This window comes from Pseudomonas shirazica, assembly GCF_015168335.1.
GTDB classification, from domain to species: Bacteria; Pseudomonadota; Gammaproteobacteria; order Pseudomonadales; family Pseudomonadaceae; genus Aquipseudomonas; species Aquipseudomonas asiatica.
On sequence record NZ_CP063456.1, the window covers coordinates 5,409,260 to 5,428,992 of the forward strand.

The 19,733-nt window shown below is 64.1% G+C and carries 15 protein-coding genes; 7 read left to right on the plus strand and 8 right to left on the minus strand.

The window, feature by feature from the left end; all coding sequences use genetic code 11:
• Positions 1–167: 167 nt before the first annotated feature.
• Positions 168–1,553: a 2-oxoadipate dioxygenase/decarboxylase HglS gene (hglS, locus tag IMX18_RS24965; protein WP_137137766.1), complete on the minus strand. Its 1,386-nt coding sequence runs from the start codon at positions 1,551–1,553 to the stop codon at positions 168–170.
• A 221-nt stretch (positions 1,554–1,774) separates the two neighbouring features.
• Positions 1,775–2,665, minus strand: a complete 891-nt coding sequence (locus IMX18_RS24970) for a LysR family transcriptional regulator (protein ID WP_015272315.1) — start codon at positions 2,663–2,665, stop codon at positions 1,775–1,777.
• A gap of 136 nt (positions 2,666–2,801) precedes the next feature.
• On the opposite strand from IMX18_RS24970, the gene amaB reads away from it, so the two are divergent.
• Both amaB and amaA read left to right on the plus strand, forming a co-directional pair.
• The gene (gene amaB, locus IMX18_RS24975; protein WP_003253547.1) at positions 2,802–4,292 is read left to right on the plus strand and encodes an L-piperidine-6-carboxylate dehydrogenase; all 1,491 of its coding nucleotides are present in this window, start codon (positions 2,802–2,804) and stop codon (positions 4,290–4,292) included.
• A gap of 123 nt (positions 4,293–4,415) precedes the next feature.
• Positions 4,416–5,702, plus strand: coding sequence for an L-pipecolate oxidase (gene amaA / locus IMX18_RS24980; RefSeq protein ID WP_013974769.1), 1,287 nt, complete (start codon positions 4,416–4,418; stop codon positions 5,700–5,702).
• A gap of 102 nt (positions 5,703–5,804) precedes the next feature.
• Here the strand turns inward: amaA and IMX18_RS24985 are convergent, their stop codons facing one another.
• Positions 5,805–7,232, minus strand: a complete 1,428-nt coding sequence (locus IMX18_RS24985) for a mechanosensitive ion channel family protein (RefSeq protein ID WP_054572018.1) — start codon at positions 7,230–7,232, stop codon at positions 5,805–5,807.
• Between the two features lie 320 nt (positions 7,233–7,552).
• Between IMX18_RS24985 and ycaC (IMX18_RS24990) the strand changes: the two genes are divergently transcribed.
• The 4 genes from ycaC (IMX18_RS24990) (at position 7,553) to IMX18_RS25005 (ending at position 11,682) form a co-directional block, all read left to right on the plus strand.
• A complete protein-coding gene (gene ycaC, locus IMX18_RS24990) occupies positions 7,553–8,182 on the plus strand; it encodes an isochorismate family cysteine hydrolase YcaC (protein WP_054572017.1) in 630 nt (209 codons plus the stop codon).
• 114 nt (positions 8,183–8,296) lie between these two features.
• Positions 8,297–8,605 (plus strand): putative antibiotic biosynthesis monooxygenase, encoded by a 309-nt coding sequence (locus IMX18_RS24995; protein ID WP_015272312.1) that lies wholly within the window; start codon positions 8,297–8,299, stop codon positions 8,603–8,605.
• Between the two features lie 39 nt (positions 8,606–8,644).
• Entirely contained in the window at positions 8,645–9,463 is an 819-nt protein-coding gene (locus tag IMX18_RS25000; RefSeq protein ID WP_085721331.1) for an alpha/beta fold hydrolase, read from the plus strand.
• A gap of 377 nt (positions 9,464–9,840) precedes the next feature.
• Positions 9,841–11,682 carry an amidohydrolase gene (locus IMX18_RS25005; protein ID WP_015272310.1) on the plus strand — a complete coding sequence of 614 codons (1,842 nt, stop codon included), beginning with the start codon at positions 9,841–9,843 and terminating at the stop codon, positions 11,680–11,682.
• A 163-nt stretch (positions 11,683–11,845) separates the two neighbouring features.
• Here the strand turns inward: IMX18_RS25005 and IMX18_RS25010 are convergent, their stop codons facing one another.
• The 3 genes from IMX18_RS25010 to IMX18_RS25020 form a co-directional block, all read right to left on the minus strand.
• Complete coding sequence (locus IMX18_RS25010; RefSeq protein WP_043936021.1) at positions 11,846–13,444, minus strand: MFS transporter; 1,599 nt, start codon at positions 13,442–13,444, stop codon at positions 11,846–11,848.
• A 1-nt stretch (position 13,445) separates the two neighbouring features.
• On the minus strand, positions 13,446–14,708 hold the full coding sequence (locus tag IMX18_RS25015; protein WP_100412829.1) for an OprD family porin: 1,263 nt from the start codon (positions 14,706–14,708) through the stop codon (positions 13,446–13,448).
• A 203-nt stretch (positions 14,709–14,911) separates the two neighbouring features.
• Positions 14,912–15,823, minus strand: a complete 912-nt coding sequence (locus tag IMX18_RS25020) for a LysR substrate-binding domain-containing protein (protein ID WP_015272307.1) — start codon at positions 15,821–15,823, stop codon at positions 14,912–14,914.
• Positions 15,824–16,103: 280 nt separating this feature from the next.
• Here IMX18_RS25020 and ycaC (IMX18_RS25025) point away from each other — a divergent pair, with 280 nt between their 5' ends.
• Positions 16,104–16,733, plus strand: a complete 630-nt coding sequence (gene ycaC / locus IMX18_RS25025; protein ID WP_013974760.1) for an isochorismate family cysteine hydrolase YcaC — start codon at positions 16,104–16,106, stop codon at positions 16,731–16,733.
• 177 nt (positions 16,734–16,910) lie between these two features.
• On the opposite strand, the gene IMX18_RS25030 is transcribed toward ycaC (IMX18_RS25025), so the two are convergent.
• Positions 16,911–17,204, minus strand: coding sequence for a hypothetical protein (locus IMX18_RS25030; RefSeq protein ID WP_015272306.1), 294 nt, complete (start codon positions 17,202–17,204; stop codon positions 16,911–16,913).
• Between the two features lie 717 nt (positions 17,205–17,921).
• Entirely contained in the window at positions 17,922–19,709 is a 1,788-nt protein-coding gene (locus tag IMX18_RS25035) for a monovalent cation:proton antiporter-2 (CPA2) family protein (RefSeq protein WP_085721334.1), read from the minus strand.
• Positions 19,710–19,733: the final 24 nt, after the last annotated feature.

The window sequence follows — 19,733 nt, forward strand, 5'->3', positions numbered from 1 at the left end:
TGCCCGCTCCCACAGGTTTGGGGGCAACTGTCTGTGTTGCCTGCCCTGGCCTCATCGCCGGCAAGCCAGCTCCCACAGGGACTGCATTTGCCTCAGGCTCGATGCCATCCTGTGGGAGCTGGCTTGCCGGCGATAGGGCCGCGAAGCGGCCCCTGCGATCTACAGCCTTACATCGAGCCCAGGTTCAACGCCTGTGCACACGCCTGCAGCGACCGACGCTCGCTCTGCGCATACAGCGCCAGCTCATCCTGCACCTGCAGCCCCAGCGCTGCTTCGAACGCATCGCGGTTGGCGTTGCTGCCGTACTCGGCCTGCGCATCGTCACCCAGGTTGGACTGGAAGATCCCCGCCGCGCTCACCGGCAGGAAGTCCTCGTACACCAGCGCCTCGAAATGCACATGGCCAGCCTCGATCAGCCCATCCAGTGTGGTCGGGCGGTCGTCCTGGTCGCGCGCAGCCAGGCCTTTCTCGGTGGCGAAGTAGCGGAAGTAGGCCAGCCCTTGTTCACGCATCTGCGCCAGGTCGTCCGGGAACTCGGCAAAGGTGTCCTTCAACAACGCCATGTAGCGTTCGGCATTGGCCTCGGCCGGGGCGCCACCCAGGGCGGCGCGGGTGGCGTCTAGCAGCTTGTCGTACAGCTGGCGGCCTTTCGGCGTCAGCGCCGCGCCGCGTTGCTCGATTTCGCCGAAGCGCGCGGTGTGGCTGCCCTGCTGGTCGCTGAACGCAACCTTTTCCTGCAGGGCCTTGAAGCTGGTCTGGCGCAGCAGGATCGGATGGCGGCGGGTGGGCGGGCCCTCGACCACGGCCTTTGGCGGGATGCCCTTGGCCGGCATGCCGAGCTGGATTGCATCGATGTCAAGGGTGCGCGGGGTCAGGTGGTTGATGTGCGGGCCCTTGAAGGCCACCACATCGGCGATCAGGCGGTGCTGGTCGTGCAACTGCTGGTACTGCTCGGCAGTGACGGTGGCGTCATGGTGCCAGCGGAAGGTGTGCAGCGCTTCTTGCACGAACACCTCGGCATCGGCGGCATTCAGGCCACCATCGCGCTCGCATTGGTCGATCAGCTCAAGGGCGCGGGCGGTGAAGATCTGGCGCTTGGCCAGGATGCTCTCTGCCAGCTCGCGTAATTGCGGGTTGTCGATCAGCTCCAGGCGCAGCAGCGAAGTGAATACGCGGAACGGGCTGACGTGCAGCGACTGCTCGTGCACCGCGCGGAAGGCGGTGGAATGCACCGGCACGCCGGCGGAACTAAGGTCGTAGTAGCCGACTGGCTGCATGCCCATGACCGCGAACAACCGGGCGATGGTGGCCAGCTCTGCGGCGGTGCCGACACGGATGGCGCCGTGGCGCTCCTGATCCAGGCGCTCGATTTCGCCGGTCCAGCGCAGGGCCTCGGCAACCTCGGGTTGCTGGGCCATGACCTGCTGGTTGATTTCGCTCACCAGCTCCAGCAGCGTGCCGTACAGGGGCACTTCCTGTTTGTACATGAGCGACATGGCGGCAGAGAACTGCGCGCGGATGCTGTCGGGGCTGACGAAATCGTGGGCGGGCATCGCTAGCTTCCTGGTTGGGTTCGGACGCTTACATGAAAGCTGGGAATGCACTTTGCTCACAAGCGAAAAAAAGTGAGTGTGTCATTCCTTTTTTGATCGACCTCAAGGGCCCTATCGCCGGCAAGCTAGCTCCCACAGGTTGGACACAGGATTCAGCAATTGTGGAGCTCCCGGTGGGAGCTGGCTTGCCGGCGATGGGCCGCAAAGCGGCCCCGGCAATCTCAAGCCTGAAGCTGCTCGCGAATCCATTCCACCAACGCCCTTACCTTGGGCACCTCCGCCGCATGCTCGGCATACGCCAGGTAATGCGCCCCGGCACTGCGCATCGCATGGTTCCACGGCACCACCAAACTCCCCTCGGCCAGCTCCTTCGCCGCCAGATAGCGCGGCACCAACGCCACCCCGCACCCGGCCTGCGCCGCGCTCAAGGCCATGTAGAAGGTATCGAAGCGCGGCCCGTGGTAGGCACTGACGCTCTGCAAGCCCAACTCCAGGAACCACTCGTGCCAGGCCTCTGGCCGCGAGGTGCTCTGCAGCAGCACCAGGTCGGCCAGCTCCCCGGCATCGTTCAGTTCACGCCCGGCCAGCAACTCCGGCGCACATACCGGCACCACCTCTTCACCGAACAGCTCCACGCAGGTGGCCCCCGGCCAAGTACCCTGGCCATAGAAGAACACCACGTCCGCCGATCCTTGCAGCAGGGCGAAAGGCTCCATCTCGTTGCGGATGTCCAGGTGGATGTTGTTGTGGCGCTTGCCAAAACCCTTGAGGTGCGGGATCAACCAGCGCACGCCAAAACTCGGCTGAGTGGCTACCTTCAATATCTCGGTCTGCTCGCCGTAGGTGAGCACGTAGCGGCTGGACATATCCACCTGGGTGAGGATCTTGTTGACCTCGGCCAGGTACAGGCTACCCGCCGGCGTCAGCTGCAGACGGCGGCGGATACGCAGGAACAGGTGGTGGCGCAGCATGTCTTCAAGCTGCGCCACCTGCTTGCTGACTGCGCTCTGGGTCAGGTGCAGCTCTTCGGCGGCACGGGTAAAGCTCAAATGGCGGGCTGCAGCTTCGAAGCACTGCAGGGCGGTCATGGAGGGCACCAGGCGTTTGGACATAGCGGTCTCTGCGGCTCAAATCATTACCTGACGGAATGATATGCGGAATAAAGGTCGTTTGTTGCACCGGTGTGATCGGATTAATACTGATCCACATCATTTTTCCACCCCATCACCCGATGTAGGAGATGCACAAATGGTTGCTGGACTGCTCGAGCGCCTTGGCGTTGCTGCCGAGGCTTACACCCAGGGCGACTACCCTGTTCACACGCCGATCGACGGCAGCCAGATCGCCTCGGTGAAACTGCTCGGCAAGGCCGAGACCATCGCCCGCATCGATCAGGCCCAGAGCGCCTTCGAAGCCTGGCGCAGCGTGCCGGCCCCGCGCCGTGGCGAGCTGGTGCGCCTGTTCGGCGAAGTGCTGCGTGAGCACAAGGCCGACCTCGGCGAGCTGGTTTCGATCGAAGCCGGCAAGATCACCCAGGAAGGCCTGGGCGAAGTGCAGGAAATGATCGACATCTGCGACTTCGCCGTTGGCCTTTCGCGCCAGCTGTACGGCCTGACCATCGCTTCCGAGCGCCCTGGCCACCACATGCGTGAAACCTGGCACCCGCTTGGCGTGGTCGGCGTGATCAGCGCCTTCAACTTCCCGGTCGCAGTCTGGGCCTGGAACACTGCCCTGGCCCTGGTCGCCGGTAACTCGGTGGTATGGAAACCGTCCGAGAAGACCCCGCTGACCGCCCTGGCCTGCCAGGCGCTGTTCGAAAAAGCCCTGAAAGCCTTTGGTGATGCCCCGGCTGGCCTGGCACAACTGGTGATCGGCGGCCGTGAAGCCGGCGAAGCCATGGTCGACGACCCGCGCGTACCGCTGGTCAGCGCCACCGGCAGCACCCGCATGGGGCGCGAAGTCGGCCCGCGTGTGGCTGCCCGCTTCGGCCGCAGCATCCTCGAACTGGGCGGCAACAACGCCATGATCCTGGCCCCGAGCGCCGACCTCGACCTGGCCGTGCGTGGCATCCTGTTCTCCGCAGTCGGCACCGCCGGCCAGCGTTGCACCACCCTGCGCCGCCTGATCGTGCACCGTTCGATCAAGGACGAAGTGGTTGCCCGTGTCAAAGCCGCCTACGGCAAGGTGCGCATCGGTGACCCACGCAAGGACAACCTGGTGGGCCCGCTGATCGACAAGCAGTCGTTCGACGCCATGCAGGGCGCGCTGGCCAAGGCCCGCGACGAAGGTGGCCAGGTATTTGGTGGCGAGCGTCAGCTGGCCGATCAGTACCCGAACGCTTACTACGTATCGCCTGCCATCGCCGAAATGCCGGCGCAGAGCGACGTGGTGCGCCACGAAACCTTCGCCCCGATACTGTACGTGCTGGCCTACGACGACTTCGAAGAGGCCCTGCGCCTGAACAACGAAGTGCCACAAGGCCTGTCGTCGTGCATCTTCACCACCGACATCCGTGAGGCCGAACGCTTCCAGAGCGCCTCGGGCAGCGACTGCGGCATCGCCAACGTCAACATCGGCACCAGCGGCGCCGAGATCGGCGGTGCGTTCGGTGGCGAGAAGGAGACTGGCGGTGGCCGTGAGTCCGGTTCGGACGCCTGGAAAGGCTACATGCGTCGCCAGACCAACACCGTGAACTACTCGCGCGAACTGCCGCTGGCGCAGGGTATCGTGTTCGACTGATGTCCGCAGGCGGGGGCTTTGCCCCCGTTTCGCCGGCAAGCCAGCTCCCACACTGTGGGAGCTGGCTTGCCGGCGATGGGCTGCAATGCAGCCCCAACAAGAACAAATTGCTGGAGCCGGGCCATGTCCGAACTGCGTCAAGAATGCTTGTGGGAATTCGTCAGCAAACCGACCGTCGCCGCCCAGGCCCTGGCCGGTGAGCACAAGGCCGATGTCTGTGTGATCGGTGGCGGCATTACCGGCCTGTCGGCGGCCATCCACCTGCTCGAACAGGGCAAGTCGGTGATCCTGCTGGAGGCCTGGAAGATCGGTCACGGCGGCTCCGGGCGCAACGTCGGCCTGGTCAACGCCGGCACCTGGATCCGCCCCGACGATGTCGAGGCCACCCTCGGCCTGCAGCAGGGCAGCCGCCTGAACAAGGTGCTCGGCGAAGCCCCGGCCGAAGTGTTCGCCATGATCGAACGCCTTGGCATCGACTGCCAGGCCCAGCACAAAGGCACGCTGCACATGGCGCACAACGCCACCGGTATCGCCGACCTCGAGGCCCGCCACGAACAATGGCGCCGCCGTGGTGCCGATGTGGAGCTGCTGACCGGCGCCCAATGCCAGGAATACTGCGGCACCGACAAGATTTCCGCCGCGCTGCTCGACCGCCGCGCCGGCACCATCAACCCCATGGGCTACACCCAGGGCCTGGCCGCAGCGGTGGCACGCCTGGGTGGCAAGCTGTTCCAGCAGTCTTCGGTCGAAGGCCTGGAGCGTGACGGCGATGCCTGGCGGGTGAAGACCGCACGTGGTTCGGTGCGCGCCGACAAGGTGGTGATTTCCACCGGCGCCTACACCGAAGGCGACTGGAGCAACCTGCAGAAGCAGTTTTTCCGTGGCTACTACTACCAGGTGGCATCCAAGCCGTTGCAGGGCGCTGCAGCCGACAAGGTGCTGCCACATGGCCAAGGCTCGTGGGACACCCGCACCGTGCTCAGCAGCATCCGTCGCGACGACCAGGGCCGCCTGCTGCTAGGCAGCCTGGGCCGGGTCGACAACAAGCCGGCGTGGTTCGTGCGCAGCTGGGCCGACCGCATCCAGAGCCACTATTACCCGGAGCTGGGCAAGGTCGAGTGGGAAATGCACTGGACCGGCTGCATCGACTTCACCCCAGACCACCTGATGCGCCTGTTCGAACCGGCGCCGGGGCTGGTGGCGGTAACCGGGTACAACGGGCGGGGCAATACCACCGGGACCGTGATTGGCCGGGCGTTTGCCGAGTTCCTGCTGAAGGGGGAGGCGGGCAGCCTGCCGATTCCGTTCTCGCCGATGAAGGGCGTGAGTGCGCCCTCGCTGCGGACTGCGTTCTATGAGTCCGGGTTCTCGCTGTACCACGCGGGGCAATGCCTAAGGGTTGTGTTGTAAGCACCGGCCCTATCGCCGGCAAGCCAGCTCCCACATTGATCGCATTGCTCTTAAAGCCTGTGCAGTGGGAGCCGGCTCGCCGGCGATAGGGCCGGCACAGGCTTACTTGTGCAACCAGCTGAGAAAACCGCCCTTCTTGATCGAAACCGGCTTCTGCAGCAACAACGACTCCCGGCTCTGCCGCCGAAACCGCTGCAACTTGCTCAACGCCGTTTGCACATCGCCGCGTTGCACCAGGCAGCTCTTCACCTGTTCCTTGTCGATCCGATACAGCACGCAACCGGTCAGCGTGCGGAACTCGGCCAGCGAGTCCTCTTCGTCGATGATTCCTTCGATTCCCAGCACCTCGCCCGGCCCCATGCGCCCTGCTTCGACCAGCTTGTCGCCATCGCGGATCGACGCCGAAACCACCCCGCTGCCAATAACCAGCAAATGATCGGAATGCTCGCCCACGCCCAGGATTACCTGGTCGGCCAGGTATTCCACCGCCGTCATGCGCTGGCTCAACGTATCGCGCTCTTCAGCGCTCAGCGAGCGGAACACCCGCACCTCATCCAGCACCTCGCGCTGGCGGCTGCGTGGTGGCATGGCCAGGTCGGTGTTCCACATTACCCCGCTGGCCTCCAGGTGCCGGTGGGCCAGGTCGAACAGCTGATTGCGCGCGTCGCCCTTGGCGCCCGCGTCGGCCACGAAGCCGCTGGCTTCGTACTCCACTGATTCCAGCGTCGAGGCTTTCACCGTCACCTTTGGTCTTGGTGTAGCCAGGATGGCACTGACGCCTTGCAAGGCTTTTTCCAGAGCATCGAACACCCGTTTGGGCCGCACCTTGGCCGGTACCACCACGCTGACCGACACCCCGTGCACATCGGCCGGGCGGCTGTGGTTGAGCAGCCGGGCCTTGGCCGCCACCGAGTTGGGGATCACCGCCAGGCTGCCGGTGCTGGTGAGCAGGCGGGTGGCACGCCAGTCGATTTCCAGCACCTTGCCTTCGGTGCTATCGATGGAGATCGAGTCGCCAATCTGATACGGCCGCGTGGTGTTCAGGATGATGCCACTGAACACGTCGGCCAATGTGCTCTGCAGCGCCAGGCCGATGACGATGGCCATTACCCCCGATGTAGCCAGCAGGCCCTTCACCGGCAACTGCAACACATAACCTGCGGCGGCGACTACCGCAGCCAGGAAGATCAGCGCCCCCAGCACATCCTGCAGCAAACGCCCGCCATGGCTGCCACGGGCACCCAGCAACAGGCCGAACACCACCGTCACCGTGCGTGCGCCGAACAGCCACCAGCCGATCGCCAGTACTGTGGCGATCAGGTTGCGCGAGACATCATCGGGCCAGGGTGGTGGTTGCATCGGGCTCATGCCGGCAGCCACCAGTACCGAGCTGAACAGCAGGAACAGCACCAACCGCGTGCCGATACGCCAGGCGCGTTGCTGGAGAGGAATCAGCTGCCAGAGCGCGAGGTCGAGCAGGATCAGGGCGGTGCCGAGCAACAGCGGGTACGACTGGATGAACGCCAGCATGGTGGTCTCGGGTGAGGGGAGGGCTGTGGGTAGTAATAGAGCAGGTTGGCCGGGCAGGCAATGACAGCCTGTGCCGACCTCTTCGCGGGCTTGCCCGCTCCCACAGATGTTGTGCATGAGTTGATGGATGCGCGATCCCTGTGGGAGCGGGCAAGCCCGCGAAGAGGCCGGCAAATCCAGCATCAATCCATCGTTCACAAAACAGAACGCTAGAGCCAAAAACTGCTATCTACCGCCCAAAAGGTCATGGTTTTAATCTTCTCCCATCAACGCGAAACACCCAACTTACTGAAAAGATCAAAACCTTAGGAGCAACGACCATGACCAACTTCAAATACAACCGCCTGAACAAAGACGACGCCGCTGTCCTGCTGGTCGACCACCAGGCTGGCCTGCTGTCCCTGGTCCGCGACATTGAGCCGGACGCGTTCAAGAACAACGTATTGGCCCTGGCCGACCTGGCCAAGTTCTTCAACCTGCCGACCATCCTCACCACCAGCTTCGAACAAGGCCCCAACGGCCCGCTGGTACCAGAGCTGAAAGCCCTGTTCCCGGACGCCCCCTACATCGCCCGCCCAGGCCAGATCAACGCCTGGGACAACGAGGACTTCGTCAAGGCGGTGAAGGCCACCGGCAAGAAGCAGCTGATCATCGCCGGCGTGGTGACCGAAGTGTGCGTAGCCTTCCCGGCGCTGTCAGCCCTGGAGGAAGAGTTCGAAGTGTTCGTGGTCACCGATGCCTCCGGCACCTTCAACGCCATGACCCGCGACGCCGCCCACGACCGCATGAGCCAGGCCGGCGCACAACTGATGACCTGGTTCGGCGTGGCCTGTGAGCTGCACCGCGACTGGCGTAACGACATCGAAGGCCTGGCCGCGCTGTGCTCCAACCACATCCCGGACTACCGCAACCTGATGACCAGCTACAACGCTTTCAACGCCAGCAAGTAAGCCAGATGCGCGGGCACCGCCAGCCGGTGCCCGCCAAAGCAGCACACCTGTCCAATCCAGCGCCCGTCCGCCGTTGCACAGTGGATGCGGGCAAGCTCATCCCAAGGAACGCCGATGAACACCGCACCCCAAGACAACCGCGACGTAGTGACCGTATGCCTGCAACACAAGGTAATCGCCAGTTCGACGGGCACCACGCCGGCGCAACCGCCGCGCTGGAAGCAGGCCCTGCTGACCTACCTGGTGATCTGCCCGATGACCATGATCATTCCACAACTGCTGGCACCGTTGTTCGCACGCTTTCCGCAGTTGGGGGGCGCGATCACCGGCAATCTGATCGTCAACCTGTTCGTCATCCTGCCCGTGGTGTTCTACATCATGCCTTGGGTAACCCGCCGCTGCGCCAACTGGCTACGTGGCTGAGCCAGGCCTTTACCTCGACATTTTCAAGGAGATACCGACATGAGCACGTTCGTTACCCGCGATGGCACTTCGATCTACTTCAAGGACTGGGGCAGCGGCAAACCTGTGCTGTTCAGCCACGGCTGGCCACTGGATGCCGACATGTGGGATTCGCAGATGGAATTCCTGGCCAGCCGCGGCTACCGCGCCATCGCCTTCGACCGCCGTGGTTTCGGCCGTTCGAGCCAGCCATGGAACGGCTACGACTACGACACCTTCGCCGATGACATCGCCCAGCTGATCGAACACCTCGACCTGCGCGACGTGACTTTGGTGGGCTTCTCGATGGGTGGCGGCGACGTTAGCCGCTACATCGCCCGCCACGGCAGCGAGCGTGTGGCCGGGCTGGTGCTGCTGGGCGCGGTGACGCCGGTGTTCGGCAAGCGTGACGACAACCCTGAAGGTGTCGACCTATCGGTGTTCGAGGGTATCTGCGCCGGCCTGCGTGCCGACCGGGCGCAGTTCATCGCCGATTTCGCCACGCCGTTCTATGGCATCAACCATGGGCAGCAGGTGTCCCAGGGTGTGCAGACCCAGACCTTGAACATTGCGCTGATGGCATCGATCAAGGGCACCCTGGATTGCGTGACCGCGTTCTCCGAAACCGACTTCCGCCCGGATATGGCCAAGATCGATGTGCCGACCCTGGTGATCCACGGTGACGACGACCAGATCGTGCCGTTCGAGAGCACCGGCAAGCGGGCGGCGGAGCTGATTCGTGGGGCTGAGCTGAAGGTGTATGCGGGGGCGCCGCACGGGTTTGCGGTGACTCATGCACAGCAACTGAACGAGGACCTGCTGGCGTTCCTTCAGCAGTAATTGTGGGAGGCATTCGCGGGCACGCCCGCTCCCACAGGGACACCACCGGCCTTGAAGACGGTGGTACCTCCTGTGGGAGCGGGCGTGCCCGCGAAGAGGCCTGCCCAGGCAGCACAAATGCTGAACAGGGCTAACCTTCAACCACCCACCGCACATCCATCCAAGCCTTGCCCCTACACCAACCGGCATGCTCCGCAGTTGCGCCTGCCCGCTGCCGCACCCAGACGGAGAACCCCATGTCCCAGGACCGTAACGACAAGACCCGTCGCCAGTTCCTCGCCACCAGTACCGTGCTCGGTGCCGCCGGCGCGCTCTGGTCCGCATTGCCCTTTACCGGTTCCGCCGGTTCCGCTCACGCATCCACCCAAGGAGGTTCCATGACCGCCGATCTGATTCTGTTCAACGGCAAACTGCACACCGTTGATCGTGAAAAGCCCACCGCGACCGCCGTCGCCATCAAGGATGGCCGTTTCATCGCCGTGGGCAACGACGCCGAAGCCATGGCCCACAAGGGCGCCACCACGCAGATCATCGACCTCAAGCAGCGTACGGTCATCCCTGGCCTGAACGACTCGCACCTGCACCTGATCCGTGGTGGCCTGAACTACAACCTGGAGCTGCGCTGGGAAGGCGTGCCTTCGGTGGCCGATGCCCTGCGCATGCTCAAGGACCAGGCCGCGCGCACGCCGACCCCGCAGTGGGTGCGTGTGGTCGGCGGCTGGAACGAGTTCCAGTTCGCCGAAAAACGCATGCCCACCCTGGAGGAAATCAACCAGGCCGCACCTGACACCCCGGTATTCCTGCTGCACCTGTATGACCGCGCACTGCTCAACCGCGCTGCGCTCAAGGCAGTCGGCTACACCAAGGACACGCCCAACCCGCCGGGCGGCGAGATCCAGCGTGACAAGTTCGGCAACCCGACCGGCATGCTCATCGCCCGCCCCAACGCGATGATCCTCTACGCCACCCTGGCCAAGGGGCCGAAGCTGCCGCTGGAATACCAGGTCAACTCCACCCGCCAGTTCATGCGCGAGCTCAACCGCCTGGGCCTGACCAGTGCCATCGATGCCGGTGGTGGCTACCAGAACTACCCGGACGACTATCAGGTGATCCAGGAGCTGGCCGACAACAACCAGCTGACCGTGCGCATTGCCTACAACCTGTTCACCCAGAAGCCCAAGGAAGAGCTGGACGACTTCCGCAAGTGGACCTCCAGCGTGAAGCTGCACAGCGGTACCGACTTCCTGCGCCACAATGGCGCCGGCGAAATGCTGGTGTTTTCCGCCGCCGACTTCGAGGACTTCCTCGAACCGCGCCCGGACCTGCCGCAAACCATGGAACAAGAGCTGGAGCCGGTGGTGCGCCACCTGGTCGAGCAGCGCTGGCCGTTCCGCCTGCATGCCACCTACAACGAATCGATCACGCGCATGCTCGACGTGTTCGAGAAGGTCAACCGCGACATCCCGTTCAATGGCCTGCCATGGTTCTTCGACCACGCCGAAACCATCACCCCGCAGAACATCGAGCGTGTGCGTGCGCTGGGCGGCGGTATCGCGATCCAGGATCGCATGGCCTTCCAGGGTGAGTATTTCGTTGACCGCTACGGCGCCAAGGCTGCCGAGCAGACCCCGCCGATCAAGCGCATGCTCGACATGGGCGTGCCGGTGGGCGCCGGTACCGACGCCACCCGCGTGTCCAGCTACAACCCGTGGACCTCGCTGTACTGGCTGGTCAGCGGCAAGACCGTCGGTGGCATGGAGCTGTACCCGGAAGGCCTCAGCCGTGACACCGCGCTGCAGCTGTTCACCCAGGGCAGCGCCTGGTTCTCCAGCGAGCAGGGCAAGAAAGGCCAGATCAAGGTGGGCCAGCTGGCTGACCTGGCGGCGCTGTCGCTGGACTTCTTCAGTGTCGATGAAGAGGCGATCAAAGGCATCGAGTCGGTGCTGACCGTGGTCGACGGCAAGGTGGTGTATGGTGCGGCGGAATTCGACAAACTCGGCCCGCCCCAGGTGCCGGTGCTGCCGGAGTGGTCGCCGGTGACCAAGGTGCCGGGCCACTGGCGCGTGGGCACGCCGTCGCTGGCAGCGGTGGCGCACCAGTGTGTCGGGCCTTGCGGGGTGCACGCGCACAGCCATGAGAAGGCACGGCATTCGAGTGTGCCGGTGAATGACTTCCAGGGCTTCTGGGGGGCGCTGGGTTGCTCGTGCTTCGCGTTCTAAGCTGAGCTGATGAAAAGGAGGCCAGTTATTGGCCCCCTTTTTTGTTCCTTCTGTGCTGGCCTCTTCGCGGGTAAACCCGCTCCTACAGGTACGGCGGCGCACTCAGGCCTGTGTTGTCCCTGTGGGAGCGGGTTTACCCGCGAAGAAGCCGGAAAGGCCAACATCAATGGTGAGCCTTGTGCTCAGCTCCAGCCAACAGATGCCGAATCTTCACTTCCACCCCAGCGGTCTGCAGCATCCGCACCCGCGCCTCGATCTTCAGCTCACCCCGGGTAACCCGGTGGTGATGCCGCAAATGCTCCAGCCACGATTCCTCGAAGAAGAACTCCAGCCACACCGCCGGGTCCGCGCTGTCGCGCATCAACCCCCACGACAACGCGCCATTGCGCTTGCGCATCGCCTCCAGCTCCCGCGCTGCCTGCTGGAACGCCTCGGCCTTGGCCGGGTCGATGTGGTATTCCACGGTGACCATCACCGGCCCGCTTTCCTTGTCCATGTCGTCGCTCAGCAGCGGCACCGGCCAATGCAGTGACGGCGTCAGCTCCTCGGCTGCGGTTTCCGGCAGCGTCACCTTGCAGGTCAGCAGCGTGCCCAGTGCCAGGCCTCCTGCGGCCAGCAGCAGGCTCAAGGTGATCGTTGCATGGCTGGCCAGCGTGCCCCACAGCAACCCGCCACTGGCCATGGCACCAAAGAAGATCAGGATGTACACCGACAGCGCCCGCGCCCGTACCCAGGCCGGCACCGAGGTCTGCGCCGCCACCTGCAGGTTGGACAGCACGGCAATCCACGCCGCGCCGCTGAGCAGCATTGCCGGCAGCAGCACATAGAAGTTGCGCACCAGCGCCAGGGCGAGCAGGAACAGGGCATACAGCAGGCTGGCGAGCAGCACCAGGCGGTCGCGGCTGATGCGTTCGCGCAGGCGTGGCAGCAAGGTGGCGCCGGCCACCGCGCCGATGCCGATGGCCGCCAGCAGCAGGCCGAAATCGGCGGCGGTGCCATGCATCTCGCCACGCACGATCAACGGCAGCAGCGAGGTGCCCGCGCTGGCGCAGAAAAAGAATGCCAAGGCGCGCAATATCACCGCCTGCAAGGGTTTGGCACTGCGCGCGAAACGCAGCCCGGTGCGCATGGCGCCGACGAAGCGCTCGGCCGGCAGCAGCGGCTCCTTCACCTCGCGCTTCCACAGGAACAGCACCAGGATCACCCCGGCGAACGAGATGGCATTCAAGGCGAAGGTCAACCACGGGCCGACCATGCTCACCACCACGCCCGCCAAAGCCGGGCCGATGGCGCGCGACACGTTGATACCGACACTGGAAAGCGCCACCGCGTTGGCCAGGTCGTCCTTGCCTACCAGCTCCGGTGTCAGCGCGCTCCAGGCCGGCATCATCAGTGCCGTGCCGATGCCCAACGCCAGGGTAAGCACCAGCAGCAGGGTGACGTTCATCAGCCCGAGCAGGGTCAGGGCCGCCAGCACCACGGCCACCGAAGACATCCACAGTTGCACCAGCAACAGGTAGCGGCGCTTGTCGACGATATCAGCCGCCGCGCCGGCCGGCAGGGCGAGGAAGAACATTGGTAGCGAGCCGGCTACCTGGATCAGGGCCACATGCAACGGGCTGGCCGACAGCGTGGTCATCAGCCAGCCGGCGCCCACCTCATGCATCCAGGTGCCGATGTTGGAAGCGATGGTGGCGATCCACAGCATGCGGAAGGTGGCGTTGCGCAATGGGCTCCAGGCGCCTGAAGGGGTCGTGCTCATGTCAGAAGCTGCCTTTGAGTGGGTATTCGATGATCAGGTAGATCCGGTCGATGTCATCGCCGGCCTGGGCCTGGTTGGCGCGGTGGCTGACGTGGGAAAACGACAGGCTCAGGTCCTTGGCGGCGCCCGACTGCACCACGTATTTCAGGTCGATGTCGCGCTCCCAGTGCTTGCCGCCGTCGCCGTACTGGCCCACATAGGCGCCGCCTGCCGGGGCATGGCTACCGTCGATGCCACGGCCGCTGACGTAGCGGCCCATCAGGCTCAGGCCGGGGGCGCCGAGGGTGGCGAAGTCGAGGTCGTAGCGCAGTTGCCACGAGCGCTCGCCGGGGCCGTTGAAGTCGGCGTACTTGATCGAGTTGGCCAGGTAGATGGAGTCGCCGCCGACGAAGTCGAACGGGGTATCGCCCTCGACCTTCTGGTAGGCCAGGCTCAGCGCCTGGGCGCCGAAGCTGTACCTGGCCAGCAGGCTGTAGGCGAGGGTGTCGATTGCCCCGGCACTGGCATTGCCGGTGTCGTGGGTCTTGTACAGGTTGCCGTCCAGGCGCCAGTTGCCCTCGGCCAGGTTCAGGTTGAGGTAGGCCTGGCGCCAGGTGTCCTCCAGCTGGCCTGCGTACAGTGCGCCGCCGAATGGCCCGTCGGGTGCGAACGCGGCACCGGCCAGGCTGATGGCGCGGTTGTCAGTGGTAGCGCCGTAGCCGCTGAAGTCATCATGGCTGGAGCTGTTGTCCTGGTTTTTGAAGGCGGTGAAGTGCCCGGCCTGCAGGCGCCAGTCGGGCATGTCGGTGTTGTCCAGGAACCAGCCGGTGGCGTACTCCGGGTGCAGGCGTTTGTCGCTGGTGTCGAACACCGGGGTTTCCACGGTCATTTCGCCGTAGCGCAGTTGGGTGTTGCCCAGGCGCAGCTTGAGTGCGGCGCCGGCGCTGGAGTAGTCGGACTCGGCGCGGCCATCGCTGTCGCGCGGCAGCAGGCCGGTGCCGGCATGGCCGCGGCCGCCGTCCAGCTTGAGGCCGAGAAAACCATGGGCATCGATGCCGACGCCGAGTGTGCCCTCGGTGAAGCCGGAGCGGATTTCGCCAATGAAGCCCTGGGCCCATTCCTGGCGGTAGTTCTGGCCACTGCCGGAGGGCGAGCGGAAGTCGCTGTGCAGGAAGTAGTTGCGGCTGAGCAGCGACCAGCCGGGCTCTTCGGCCTGGCTGAGCACCGGGCACAGGGCGAGGGTGGCGAGCAGGGCGCGGCCTGGTCCGTGGGTGGCGCGGATCATGGGGGCTCCGGGAGGGATGATCCGGGACTGTGGAGGAAGGATAGGCCAGGGGTCTTGTATGCGTGTGCTCTGGCTGGTCTTGCCTGTGCCGGCTTCTTCGCGGGCTTGCCCGCTCCCACAGGTTCACCGCAGGTTTTGAACCCTGTGCAATACCTGTGGGAGCGGGAGAGCCCGCGAAGAGGCTGGTACAGCCAACCCAGAACTCAAGCCATGTCGCTGATGGCGAATTCTTCGGCCAGATGATCGATCAGCGCCCGCACCGATGGCAGCAACCCCCGCCGTGACGGGAAGATCGCATGCACGATGCCGCAACGCGGGTGCCAGTCCGGCAACAACTCCACCAGCCGACCCGCCGCCAGGTCTTCGCGCACCGCCACCCGCGGCAGGTGCGCAATACCCACCCCGGCCACCACGAAATGGCGCAGGGCGAACAGGTCGTCCGTCACCATACGCGGTGTGTGCGGGATGACGATGCTGCGGCTGCTGTCTTCGCCCTGGAACAGCTCCCATTGGTACTCACGCTGGGCGCTGCCCCAATGCAGGCTCGGCAGCGTGCCGAGCAACTGCGGGTCGAAGCCCTTGGGCAACTGCTCCAGGTACTGCGGCTGGCCGACCAGGCACTGGGTACTGTTGCTCAGTACCTTCATCACCATGTCGGTGTTCTCCAGCGGTGGAAAGCGCACCCGCAGGGCGATGTCGAACCCCTCGTGCAGCAGGTCGACGCGGCGGTTGGTGCTCTCGATGAACAGCTCCACCTGCGGGTACTTGAGCATGTAGCGGGTCAGCATCGGCCCGACCCAGGAATTGAGCAGGGTGGTCGGGCAACTGATACGCACCAGGCCGCGCGGTTCGCTGCGGTTGCGCTCGATGATCTCCGCCGCGCCCTCGGCCTCCACGCGCATGGCCAGGCAGCGGTTGTAGTAGGCCTGGCCGATCTCGGTGAGCGAACAATGGCGGCTGGTGCGGTGCAGCAGGCGCACGCCCAGGCGGTCTTCGAGATCGGCGATGCGCCGGCTTAGCTTCGACTTGGGCATGTCCAGCGCCCGGCCAGCCGGGGCGAAGCCGCCGTGTTCGACTACTTGGGTGAAGTAGTAGAGGGAGTTGAGGTCTTCCAATGATCGGTCTCCGGATTGTTGGCTGCCTGTACTGGCCTCTTCGCGGGCACGCCCGCTCCCACAGGGATCGCTCAAGATTCAAAGCCAGTGCAGTAGCTGTGGGAGCGGGCGTGCCCGCGAAGAGGCCAGTACAGGCAGCGCCAATCTATCGTTCATAAAACGGAACGCTAAAGCCAAATTCTGCTATCTACCGCCACAAAGGTGATGATTTTAATCTGTGCCCATCAACGCGAAACACCCCCGAATGCTGAAAAATTCATAACCCTCAGGAGCACAGACCATGAGCAAATTCACCTACAACCGCCTGAACAAAGACGATGCCGCTGTCCTGCTGGTCGACCACCAGGCTGGCCTGCTGTCCCTGGTCCGTGACATCGAGCCGGACAAGTTCAAGAACAACGTGCTGGCCCTGGCCGACCTGGCCAAGTTCTTCAACCTGCCGACCATCCTCACCACCAGCTTCGAACAAGGCCCCAACGGCCCGCTGGTACCAGAGCTGAAGGCCCTGTTCCCGGACGCCCCGTACATCGCCCGCCCAGGCCAGATCAACGCCTGGGACAACGAAGACTTCGTCAAGGCGGTGAAGGCCACTGGCAAGAAACAGCTGATCATTGCCGGCGTGGTGACTGAGGTCTGTGTAGCGTTCCCGGCGCTGTCGGCCCTGGAAGAGGAGTTCGAAGTTTTCGTGGTGACCGATGCTTCTGGCACCTTCAACGAAATGACCCGCGATGCTGCCCATGACCGCATGAGCCGCGCTGGCGCGCAAATGATGACCTGGTTCGGCGTGGCCTGTGAGTTGCACCGCGACTGGCGCAACGACATCGAAGGGCTGGCGGCGCTGTGCTCCAACCACATTCCGGATTATCGCAACCTGATTACCAGCTACAACGCGTTGACTGCGGGTAAGTAACAGCCCGTTAGTTGAATGCAAAAAGGCCGGCTCCCTCTGTAGGGAGCTGGCCTTTTTTGTTTGCTGCGCTGGCCCTTTCGCGGGTAAACCCGCTCCCACAGGTACTGCACAGTTTCAGCGCCTGTGGTGATCCTTGTGGGAGCGGGTTCACCCGCGAAGAGGCCAGCAAGGACAACATCAATTCATGGGCTGCGACTCAATCCCATCCAGCAATGCCTCAACCAATCCTTCTGCCATTTCGAGCGCATTCAGGTTGCTCCAGAACAGGCTCTTGCCGGTTTCATCCAGGTGTTCCAGGGCTTTGTAGCCACAGTCGTAGGCGCCGCGCAGGTACTGGGCGACATGCACCAGGGCGTCGTGGGCAGAGACGCCCGGGTTTACTGTGAACAAAGGTGGATGGCCGGCATCGCAGCGGCTGAAAGCGCGCTCTTTGGTGTCGGGAAGAGGTGGATTGGGAACAATCTTTTTCATTGCAGTAAGCTCTCTAGGTTGTACTGCAACCATCCGTTTCCACGCGAAGGGTGGCAGTTGTACGCGGGGTGGAAAACCGGTGAGAGGCAACCCGGTAGGCCATACGGCCTCCCGCGCACAACTGCCATTGACGACAGAACCTCAAACCGAGACGGGTTTCCACACCCGATCGCTGAACCGACAGCGACCCGGCAAGCCTAGAGAGCAGGCTTTCCCCGGACAATCAGACGGGCGTCGACACGGTGCGTAGGATAATTCGTCAGGGTCAGCATTAACGTAGGAAATGGTTCGCTAGGAGGTAGGACCTTGCTGAGACGGACGATTTTTTGATGGTTTTTTGGTATCCGCGTAATGGCAGGGAGGTGACCGTCGGGAGGTTGCAGAATGGCCTCCAGGTGCCTGACGATAGATTTCTGGCGCCTATGAGACCGAGCGCCGCCCGCGCGGCGCTTCGCGGGACAAGCCCGCTCCCACATCTGTTTCGGGCCAGTCACTCCTGTGAAGTCACCTCTGTCCGCCTTGTTTGTTCCATTCGATATCGAAGGGGGCGCAATTGCTCTTCATTCATCTTCAGCCATACACCAAGGCTGCAACCCACCTGGCACAGGAATAATTGGCCCGAAACAAATGTGGGAGCGGGCTTGTCCCGCGAAGCGCCGCGCGGGCGGCGCTCGATCGCAAGGGCGCTGCATCTCTACAGTCATGCGCTCGAGATCCTCAATCCGCATCCGAATCAAACAACCGCTCCAACTCCGCCCGGGCCTCCTTGGCCGTCTGCATCACCTTGGCCCGGTCATCACGCACCTGCCCCTGGGCCACCAGCACCTCTTCGTCATGCTGGGTAAACCGCGCAATCCGGTCCGCCGCCTGCGCCTCGCTCAACCCCAACCCCACCAATGCCCGGCGGGTCATCTCCAGGCTGGAGTAGAACGTCTCGCGAATCGGCTCGGCGCCGACATCCGCCAACTTGTGCACATGCTGGCGGTTACGCGCGCGGGCCAGCACTTTCAGGTGCGGGTACAGGCGTTTCACCCGTTCCGCTGTGTGAATGGCAGCTTCCGGGTCATCGATGGTGATGATGAAGTATTCCGCCTCGCCCACCTTGGCGGCATGCAGCACCTCGGGGCGCAGAGGGTCGCCGTAGAACACGGGTACCTGTTCGAACATACGGGTCATCTCGATGGTGTCCACCGAGGTTTCCAGGGCAATGAACGGAATCTTCTGTGCCCGCAGGATGCGCGCGACGATCTGGCCCATGCGGCCCATGCCAACGATCACCACCCGTGGCGTGTCAGCCTGGATCTGCTTGTAATGCTCCGGCACCTCACGCGCAGGTTGCGGGCGCTTGAGGGCGTGGGCGCAGCCAATCATCAGCAGCGGGGTAATGGCCATCGACAGGGTGATGGTCATCAGCAGCAGGTCGTAGGTCTGGGTGTCGAACAGGCCTTGGTCCTTGCCCAGCTTGAACACCACGAAGGCAAATTCGCCACCGGCAGCCAGCACCATGCCCAGGCGCAGGGCGCTGGCGCTGTTCAGGCCACCGGCCAGGCGCCCGACGCCGATCAGCAGTACCAGCTTCACGGCCACCAGCAGCAGGGTCAGGCCCAGCACCACCAAAGGCATTTCAAGCAGCAGGCGCAGGTTGGCACCCATGCCGACGCTGATGAAGAACAGCCCCAGCAGCAGGCCTTTGAACGGTTCGATCTGCGATTCCAGCTCGTGGCGATATTCCGAGTCGGCCAGCAGCAGGCCGGCGAGGAAGGCACCCAGGGCCATGGAAATGCCGGCTTCTTCCATCAGCCAGGCCGTGCCGATCACAACCAGCAGCGCGGTGGCGGTGGACACTTCCGGCAGGCCGGTGCGGGCCACGGTGCGGAACACCGGGCGCAGCAGGTAGCGGCCACCGACGATGACCACTGCGATGCTGGCGAACACCTTCAGGCCATGCTCCAGGCTGTCGCCGTGGCTGGTGTCCGGGCCACTGGCGGCCAGCAGCGGAACCAATGCGATCAGTGGGATGGCGGCGATGTCCTGGAACAGCAGGATGGCGAACGCCAGGCGGCCGTGCGGGGCGTTGAGCTGCTTGCTCTCGGCCAGGCTCTGCAGGCCAAGGGCGGTGGACGACAGCGCCAGGCCCAGACCGAGCACGATGGCCGCCGGTAGCGTCTGGCTGAAGCCGAACAGGGCGATGGCGCCGATCAGCGCACCGGTCAGCAGCACCTGGGCGGTGCCGACGCCGAATACGGACTTGCGCATCAGCCACAGGCGCTTGGGCGACAGCTCGAGGCCGATGATGAACAACAGCAGGACCACGCCCAGCTCGGAAATGTGCGCCACGCTTTCGGTATCGCGGATCAGGCCCAGCGCCTGCGGGCCGATGATCACGCCGGCGAGCAGGTAGCCGAGCACGGCCCCCAGTTTCAGTCGCTTGGCCAGCGGGACGGCGAGGACAGCGGCAAGCAGAAAGATCACCGCGGTTTGCAGAAGGCTGCCTTCGTGTGGCATTGGCTCGTACTCCATGAGCTGCTG